An 8,231-nucleotide genomic window follows, 5' to 3' on the forward strand; every position below is an offset into this window, starting at 1 on the left:
CCGCCGGCCCGCCGCCGCGGTGTCCGTCGTTCCACGATCCGATTCCTGTCCGGCTCCGTCGGGGGGACGGGTAAGTCCGCCGTTAGCGTCCCTTGTGACGCTGGGGCGCACCAACGCGCCGCGCAGTGCGGGCGCGTGCGCCCACAGCGAAGGAAGACTCGATGACCTCCACGCGGGTTCCCGTCCCGTTCGAATTCACAGCGATCAAAGGGCTCGACATCGACCACAGTTACCGTGAGCTCCTGGAGCACGGTCGTCCCGTGTGGGTGACCCCGCCGTACGGGGAGAACGCGTGGCTGGTGAGCCGGTACGCGGACATCAGGGCCGTGCTCGGGGACCAGCGGTTCAGCCGCGCCGCCGCCGCGGGCCGCGACGAGGCACGGGTGGCGCCGGTGCCGGTGGGCGGCAGCATCATGGGCGCGGACGCGCCGGACCACGGCCGGCTGCGGCGTCTGATCTCCAAGCCGTTCTCCAACCGGGGTGTCGAGCGGCTGCGGCCGGGGATCGCCCGGGTGGCGGAGGAGCTGCTGGACGCGATGGCCGAGCGGGGTTCCCCGGTCGATCTCGTCACGGCCTTCACGAGCCCGTTCTCCGCGCTGAACATCTGTGAGCTCCTGGGCGTGCCCGAGGGCGAGCGGGACCGGTTCCAGGGCATGGTGCAGTGCTTCTTCGGCAGGACGGAGCTGTCGCCCGAGGAGGTCGCGGTCGAGCTGGAGCTGCTGCGCGACTACGTCCGCGGGCTGATCGACCGGCGCCGCCGGGAGCCGGGTGAGGACCTCGTGAGCGCCATGCTGGAGACGGTGGCCGAGGACGACGCGTACACCGACGAGGAGTTGCTGGAACTGGTGTACACGCTGCTGGTCGGCGGCTACGACACTCCCGCCTCCCAGCTGGCCTCGACCTTCTACGTCCTGTTGTCCCAGCCCGCCCAGGCGCGGTTGCTGCGGGACCACCCGGAGGCCGTCCCGCAGGCGGTGGAGGAGCTGCTGCGCTTCGTCCCGCTCGTCTCGCACGCGACGTTCGCCCGGTACCCGACCGAGGACGTGGAGATCGGCGGGCAGCTGATCCGGGCCGGTGAGCCCGTGCTGTGCGCGACCCCGGCCGGGAACATGGATCCCCGGGCGTTCGATGACCCCGAGGTGCTGGAGCTGCGGCGGGCGGGGAACGCCCACCTGTCCTTCGGGCACGGCCTGCACCACTGCACCGGCGCCGCGCTGGCCCGGGTGGAGATGCAGGTGGCGATCACCGCGCTGCTCACGCGCTTCCCGGACCTGCGGCTCGACGTGGCGCCCGAGGACGTGCGGTGGCTGAAGGGCATGCAGATCAGGACGCTGGGCTCGCTGCCGGTCGCCTGGGGTCCGGGCGGCAGCCGTCCGTGAGGCGGGACGCGACGGGCCCCGGAGGCTTCGGCCTCCGGGGCCCGTCGTCAGGTCCCCTGGTGGTACCGGTGGTCAGGTCCCGTGGTGGTGGCGGCGGTCAGGTCCCGTCGGACGTGCCGCGGAGCACGATCGCCCGGGCGGGGCACAGGTCCGCGGCCTCCAGCACCGCTTCCCACGCGTCGGGGCCGGGACGCGGATCGCGGACCAGGACGTAGCCGTCGTCGTCCTGGTCGAAGACGGCGGGGGCGCTGTACGCGCACTGGGCGGCGCCGATGCAGGCCTCCCGGTCGGCGGTGACCAGCGCCTCGGCGGGCCGGCCGGCGCTCACCACGTCACCGGCAGTTCGTTGACGCCCTGCACCGTGCCGCTGCCGGGCGGCCGGGTGGGCAGCCGGTCGGCGGGGACGGCCAGGCGCAGCGTGGGGATGCGGGTGAAGAGGGCGGAGAAGGCGATCTCCAGTTCCAGCCGGGCGAGGCTCTGGCCGAGGCACTGGTGGATGCCGTAGCCGAAGGACAGGTGGCTGCGGCCGGTGCGGCCGGTGTCGAAGGCCAGCGGGTCCTGGTGGACACGCTCGTCCCGGTTGGCCATGGTGGCGGACAGCAGGACGCCCTCGCCCGCGCGGATCACCTGGCCGGCGACGGGGATGTCGGCGGTGGCGACCCGGACGCCGGCGAGGTCGGTGACCGCGACGCAGCGCAGGATCTCCTCGACCACGGCCGGCACGGTGTCCGGTTCGGCCCGCATGCGGGCGAGCCGTTCGGGGTGGTCGAGCAGGGTGATGGCGCCCAGCGCGATGGTGGAGGCCGTGGTCTCGTGTCCGGCGACCAGGATGACGAGGGCGATCTGGACGAGGTCGGCGTGGCTGAGGCGGCCGGTGGCGACCTCCTCGCGGGCGAGGCGGCCGATCAGTCCGGGGCCGGGATCGGCGCGGCGTCGGGTGGCCAACGCGTCGAGGTAGCCGATGAGTTCGCGTCCCGCCGCCTGGGAATCCGCGCCGGTGACGGCCTGGAGGAGCCGGCGTGAGGCGTCCTGGAAGAACTCCAGGTCCTCGGGGGGCAGGCCCAGCACCTCGGAGATCACCCGGGACGGCACGGGCAGTGCGAAGTCGCGCACGAGGTCGGCGGGCGGGCCGGTCCGGAGCATCCGTTCCACGTGGTCGTCGACGATGTCCTGGACGACGGGCCGCAGGTCCGCGATCCGCTTGCGGCTGAAGTCCGGGTTGAGCAGGCGCCGGTGTTCGTCGTGGGCGGGCGGGTCCATGCCGATGAGCACCAGGCGCTTGGCGACCTCGGCCTGGAAGCGGGGTGCGACGGCCGGGTAGTCGGGGCGCTGCCGGTCGGCGGAGATCCGCGGGTCCGCGAGCAGTCCGCGTGCCTCGGGATAGCCGGTGACGAACCACACGACGCGGCCGTCGAAGAGGGTGACCCGGGACAACGGCCCTTGTGCGCCCAGCTGTTCGTAGGCGGGCGGCGGCTGATAGGGGCAGGCCCTCTGCTGGGGAAAGGGCGGTGCGGCGGGCGGGCCCGGCGGGGCGGTGTTTTCCATCGCGTTCCCCTCGTCGTCTTCCTGCGGGCGGGGATTTCCCCGCGGCCGGAAAAAAACTAGGAGGCGCCGCGAACGCCCTGCAAGCCCGCGCCTCCCGGGCTTTAGCGCCGCGTAATGCGCGGTCCACGAAAGCGTGACGTAAGCAGCACGGTAGCGGCTTTCCGGACCATGGCCGGGCAGAGAGAGGAGCAGGTCGTGGACACACCACACATCCGGATCCTGTCGGTGGGAACCGCTTTGCCCGGACCGCCCGTCGACAATGCCGCGCTCGCCCGCCGGTTCGGCATGGACGCCCTGTGGGAGCAGTGGGTGGACGCGTTCATCGGAACGCGCAACCGGCATCTGGCGGTCGACATCGAGACCGGTGAGATCCGCGCTTCGCTGTCCGGTCTGGGCGAGGTGGCGGCCCGGCGGGCCCTGGAGGGCGCGGGGGTCCGGCCGGACGAGGTGGACCTCGTCGTGATGGCCACGGCCACCCCGGAGCAGCTCATGCCCGCCACGGTCAATGTCATCTGCGACCGGCTGGGCATCGACGACGTGCCCACCTTCCAGCTGCAGTCGGGCTGTTCGGGCGCGGTCCAGGCCCTGGACGTGGCCCATCAGCTGCTGCGGGCCGGTCGGCACCGTACCGCTCTGGTGATCGGCGCCGACGTCCTCGCGCGGTTCTACGACTGCGACGCGGAACTGGACCGGCTTCCGCCCGAGCAGCTCGTGAACTACGTCCTGTTCGGGGACGGCGCCGGCGCGGCCGTCCTCAGCACGGACCCCACGGCGGGCCGCTGCGAGCTGGTCTCGGTCCGTACCCGGCTGACCGGGCTGAACCAGGAGGCCGGGGCGACGCTGGAGTGGTTCGGCCCGGTCGACCGCCACTCGCAGCGGCCCGCGGCCACCGAGGACTACAAGGCGATCGAGCGGCGTGTGCCGGAGATGTCCGACGAGACCCTGCGCGAGCTGCTGGACGACCTGGACTGGCGCGAGGAGGACGTCACCTACCTGCTGCCGCCGCAGCTCTCCGGCCGGATGACGCGGCGGATCGTGGAGCGGCTGGGGGTCGCGGGCGCCGAGGAGGTCTCCTGCGTCAACACGACGGGCAACAACGCCAACGCCCTGGTCTTCTTCCAGCTGGAGCGGGCGCTGGGGCGGATCGCGCCCGGTGAGCGGGCGATCGGCATCGCCGTCGAGTCCAGCAAGTGGATCAAGGCCGGCTTCGCGCTGGAAGGGGTCTGAGCCTCACCATGACCTCCCTCCCCGCCCCCGCCCCCGTCCCCCTCACCGGGTCGGCCGCCGAGCCGGCCGAGGAGTTGCTCGCCCTGCACCGGGCCGGGCGTCTCGCCGCCGCCTACCCGGGCTTGACGTCCCTGCTGGCACGCCTGCCCGAGACGGAGTCCGTCCGGGCCGCGCAGTTGCTGTCCCACGTCGATCCGGAGCAGGTGCTGCGCGAGCACCCCGGGCTGCCGTCCCTCACGGTCGCCGTCACCGGCCACGGGACGCTCTCCTCGCTCGTCCCGGCCCTCGCCCTGGAGGGCGCCCGCCACGGCGTCCTGCTGCGCACCGTCGTCTCGGACTTCGACTCCTACGTCTTCGACCTGACAGACCCGGGCAGCGCGCTGCACGCCGCCGCACCCGACCTGGTCCTGTGCCTGCTCGACCCCATGGTCGTCACGGACGAGTTGCCGACGCCCTGGCGGCCGGAGGACGTCGAGGCGGTGCTCGCCGAGAAGACGGCACTGCTGGACACCCTCACCGCCCGCTTCGCCGGGTCGGGCCGCGGCACCCTCGTGCTCAACACCATGCCGCTGCCCCGCGTCCTCGCGTCCCAGCTGATCGACCACCGCTCCCGCGCCCGGCTCGGCGCCGTCTGGCGCGAGGCCAACGCCCGGCTGCTGCGTCTGGCCGAGACGCACCCGGCGCTGGTCGTCCTCGACCTGGACCCGCACGCGGCCGAGGGCGTCGCGGTCACCGATCCGCGGCTGAGTGTCTACGCCAAGGCCCACCTCTCGCCGGGGATCCTCGCCCGCTACGCCCGGGAGGTCGGCCACCTGGCCCGCGCCCTGGCCGGGCGGACGAAGAAGTGCCTGGCCGTGGACCTGGACCAGACGGTGTGGGGCGGTGTGCTCGGGGACGACGGCGCGGACGGCATCGAGGTCGCCGACAGCCCGCGCGGCGAGGCGTTCCAGGCGTTCCAGAAGGTGCTCAAGCAGCTCGCCTCCCAGGGGGTCCTGCTGGCCGCGGTGAGCAAGAACGACCTGGCCCCGGTCCGCGAGGTCGTCACCGACCACCCGGGGATGACGCTGCGGGAGGCGGACTTCGTCCGCTTCGCCGTGAACTGGCGGCCCAAGCCCGAGAACCTCAGGGAGCTGGCCGAGGACCTCAACCTGGCCGTCGAGAGCGTCGTGTTCGTCGACGACAGCCCCTACGAGTGCGGTCTCGTGCGCCGCGAACTACCGGGGGTCAGCGTCGTCCCGCTGGACGAGGAGCCGGCTCGGCACATCGAGAAGCTGCTGCGGGACGGCTGGTTCGACGTCCGCGAGCTGACCGTCGAGGACCGCGAACGCCCCGCGCTCTACCGCGTCGAGGCCGAGCGCAAGGACTTCCTGCACGGCTTCGACTCCCTCCAGGACTACCTGCGCGAGCTCGGGGTGCGGGTGCGGATCGGCCCGGTCGAGGACCGGGAGGTGCCGCGGGTGTCCCAACTGACGCTGCGCACCAACCAGTTCAACCTCACCACCCGGCGCCTGCAGCCCGCCGAGGTGCGGGAGCTGGCCGCGGGCCGTGACACCCGGGTGCTGGCCGTGCACGCGGGCGACCGGTTCGGCGAAAACGGCCTGGTCGGCGCGGTCCTCACCCGCCGCGAGGGCACCACCGTGCACATCGACGGCTTCCTGCTCAGCTGCCGGGTGTTCGCCCGCGGCATCGAGCAGACCGCCCTGGCGGCCGTACTGCGGCAGGCACGGGCCGACGGGGCGCGCGAGGTGCTCGCCACCTACCGCGCGAGCGCCAAGAACGCCAAGGTCAGGGACTTCTACCCGCGGAACGGCTTCGTGCCGGTGGCGGACGCCGACGGCGCGCTCGTCTTCCGGCACGACCTGGCCTCCGTCCTCCCCGTCCCCGACCACGTACGGCTGACCGACTCCTGCGAAGGGAACACCCCGTGAGCTCCATCGACGACTTCATCACGCTGGTCCGGGACGACCTGGGCCTGCCCATCGACGACACCGACGTGGACCGGCCCCTTGACCAGGTCGTCGGCTGGGACTCGGTCCACCTCATCACCCTGCTCACCCTGCTGGAGCGCGGCACCGGCCGCTCGCTGTCCCTGCCCGCCGCCCTGGAGGCGACGACGCTGCGCGGCCTGCACGACGTGGCGGTGTCCGGATGAGGCCGGCCCCCGTCGCCCGGCAGCGGCGGCACACCCTCTACTTCCTGGAGGCGGCGAAGGCGTTCGCGCCGGTCTTCCTCGACACCGAGGTCGACATGGGACGGGTGTGGCGCCACCGCGCGGCCGCCGCCGCGCGGGACCGCCGCTACTCGGTGGTCAGCTACGTGCTCCACGCCGGAGCGCGGGTCGTCGCCGACCACCCCCAGGCCAACAGCGCGATCGGCGGCCGGCTGCTGCCGAGGACCGTCACCTACGGCTCCACCAGCGCCAAGCTCGCCCTGGACCGGCGGCTCGGCGGCCGGCGCGTCGTCCTCGCCGCCGTCCTGCCCGGCCTCGAACGGGCCGCCCTGGACGAGGTCCAGCGCCAGGTGGACCACTACCGGGACGGCGACCCCGACCAGATGGCCGAGTTCGCGAGCCTGCGCGCGCTGCACAAGCTGCCGGTGCCGATCGGTCGCGCGCTGTTCCGCAGGGCGACCCGGTCGCTGACGGCGCGGGCCGCCCGCACCGGAACGTTCGCGGTCAGCTCGCTCGGCCACCGCGCCGTGGACGGCTTCCACTCCGTGGGCGGCACCACGATCACCCTCGGCGTCGGACGGGTCGTCGACCGGCCGGTCGTCCGCGACGGCGCCGTGACGGTGGCGCCGGTGATGCGCCTGAACCTGGCCTTCGACCACCGGGTCGTCGACGGCGCCGAGGCGGCCGACATGCTCACCGAGATCAAGGAACGCCTCGAAGGCTTCCCCGACGCGCCGGACGGAGGAGAGGGCCGGACCGCCGGTGCCACGGCGGCCGGCTCCACGGGCCGATGAACGACGTCGCGGAACTCAAGCAGTACGTGGGCGCCCACGCCCGCGCGCAGTCCCTGCCGCCGGGCCACTACGAGGAACTGCTCGGCCGCATCCGCACCGACGACGAGGGCGCGGCGGGCTCCTGGGCACGGGAGTGGAGCGAGGTCGGCGAGCGGTTCGAGAAGGCGGGCCGGTACCTGGAGGCCTGCCGCCACTTCAACATGGCCCGTTTCCCCTACGTCGACGGCCCCGCGCGCGGCGCGGCGCTGGAGCGCTGCGTGAACGCCTTCGACCTCTGGCGCCGGGAGACCGGCGGCATCGAACGCCTCGACCTGGACCTCCCCGGAGGCCGGGTGGGCTGCTGGACGAGCGGACTGGACCGGCGCCGACGACGGCCCCTGCTGGTGTTCATGGGCGGCATCGTCAGCATCAAGGAGCAGTGGGCCCCGCTCCTCACCCGCCTGGACCGGCTGGGCTTCGCCGGGCTCGTCACCGAGCTCCCCGGCGTCGGCGAGAACACGCTGACCTACGACGCCGACAGCCGGCACCTGCTGCCCCGGCTCCTGGACTCCGTCGCGGACGTGGCCGACGTGACGCGGACGTACTGCGTCACGCTGAGCTTCAGCGGCCACCTGGCCATCCGGGCCGCCCTGGAGGACCCGCGCATCCGGGGCATCATGACGGTCGGCGCACCGGTGCACGACTTCTTCACGGACCGTTCCTGGCAGGCCCGGGTGCCCCGGATCACCGTCGACACCCTCGCCCACCTGACCGGCGTCCCGGCCGCGGACGTCGGCGGGCACATCCGCGACTGGGCGCTGAGCGACCGTCAACTGGCCGGTCTCCCGGTCCCGCTGGCCTACGCGGCGAGCGCGCGGGACGAGATCATCCCGGCCGAGGACCCGCGGCGGCTGCGCCGCCACGTGCCGGATCTGCGGATCGTCGAGTACGACGACGTGCACGGAGCCCCGCACCACCTGCCCGAGATGCAGCTGTGGGGCTTCCTGTCGATCCTCCGCATGAAGGGCGGCCACTACCTGCCGCGGACTGTCCTGCGCTCCGCGCACCTCGCCCACCGTGCCCGCCGCGGGCTGGCCGCACACCGGGCCTGAACGGTTCCGCTCCGCCCCGAACCCC

Annotated in this window: 8 protein-coding genes; 6 read left to right on the forward strand and 2 right to left on the reverse strand. The window is 73.3% G+C overall.

Going from position 1 to position 8,231, the window contains the following annotated elements:
• The first annotated feature begins 161 nt into the window (after positions 1-161).
• Complete coding sequence (locus ACFRAR_RS04650; RefSeq protein ID WP_380694739.1) at positions 162-1,379, forward strand: cytochrome P450; 1,218 nt, start codon at positions 162-164, stop codon at positions 1,377-1,379.
• 97 nt (positions 1,380-1,476) lie between these two features.
• Here the strand turns inward: ACFRAR_RS04650 and ACFRAR_RS04655 are convergent, their stop codons facing one another.
• Together ACFRAR_RS04655 and ACFRAR_RS04660 are read right to left on the reverse strand one after the other, a co-directional pair.
• Entirely contained in the window at positions 1,477-1,707 is a 231-nt protein-coding gene (locus ACFRAR_RS04655; RefSeq protein WP_380694741.1) for a ferredoxin, read from the reverse strand.
• A complete protein-coding gene (locus ACFRAR_RS04660) occupies positions 1,704-2,924 on the reverse strand; it encodes a cytochrome P450 (RefSeq protein ID WP_380694743.1) in 1,221 nt (406 codons plus the stop codon). The genes ACFRAR_RS04655 and ACFRAR_RS04660 overlap by 4 nt, the downstream gene beginning before the upstream one ends.
• 195 nt (positions 2,925-3,119) lie before the next feature.
• Between ACFRAR_RS04660 and ACFRAR_RS04665 the strand changes: the two genes are divergently transcribed.
• The 5 genes from ACFRAR_RS04665 to ACFRAR_RS04685 are packed head-to-tail and all read left to right on the forward strand — an operon-like array spanning position 3,120 to position 8,206.
• The gene (locus tag ACFRAR_RS04665) at positions 3,120-4,151 is read left to right on the forward strand and encodes a 3-oxoacyl-ACP synthase III family protein (protein WP_380694745.1); all 1,032 of its coding nucleotides are present in this window, start codon (positions 3,120-3,122) and stop codon (positions 4,149-4,151) included.
• An 8-nt stretch (positions 4,152-4,159) separates the two neighbouring features.
• On the forward strand, positions 4,160-6,079 hold the full coding sequence (locus ACFRAR_RS04670) for an HAD-IIIC family phosphatase (RefSeq protein ID WP_380694747.1): 1,920 nt from the start codon (positions 4,160-4,162) through the stop codon (positions 6,077-6,079).
• Positions 6,076-6,303: an acyl carrier protein gene (locus tag ACFRAR_RS04675; RefSeq protein WP_380694749.1), complete on the forward strand. Its 228-nt coding sequence runs from the start codon at positions 6,076-6,078 to the stop codon at positions 6,301-6,303. The genes ACFRAR_RS04670 and ACFRAR_RS04675 overlap by 4 nt, the downstream gene beginning before the upstream one ends.
• On the forward strand, positions 6,300-7,115 hold the full coding sequence (locus tag ACFRAR_RS04680) for a 2-oxo acid dehydrogenase subunit E2 (protein ID WP_380694751.1): 816 nt from the start codon (positions 6,300-6,302) through the stop codon (positions 7,113-7,115). The genes ACFRAR_RS04675 and ACFRAR_RS04680 overlap by 4 nt, the downstream gene beginning before the upstream one ends.
• Positions 7,112-8,206, forward strand: coding sequence for an alpha/beta hydrolase (locus ACFRAR_RS04685; protein ID WP_380694753.1), 1,095 nt, complete (start codon positions 7,112-7,114; stop codon positions 8,204-8,206). The genes ACFRAR_RS04680 and ACFRAR_RS04685 overlap by 4 nt, the downstream gene beginning before the upstream one ends.
• Positions 8,207-8,231 lie beyond the last annotated feature (25 nt).

Source organism: Kitasatospora sp. NPDC056651 (assembly GCF_042792155.1).
Classification (GTDB): Bacteria; Actinomycetota; Actinomycetes; order Streptomycetales; family Streptomycetaceae; genus Kitasatospora.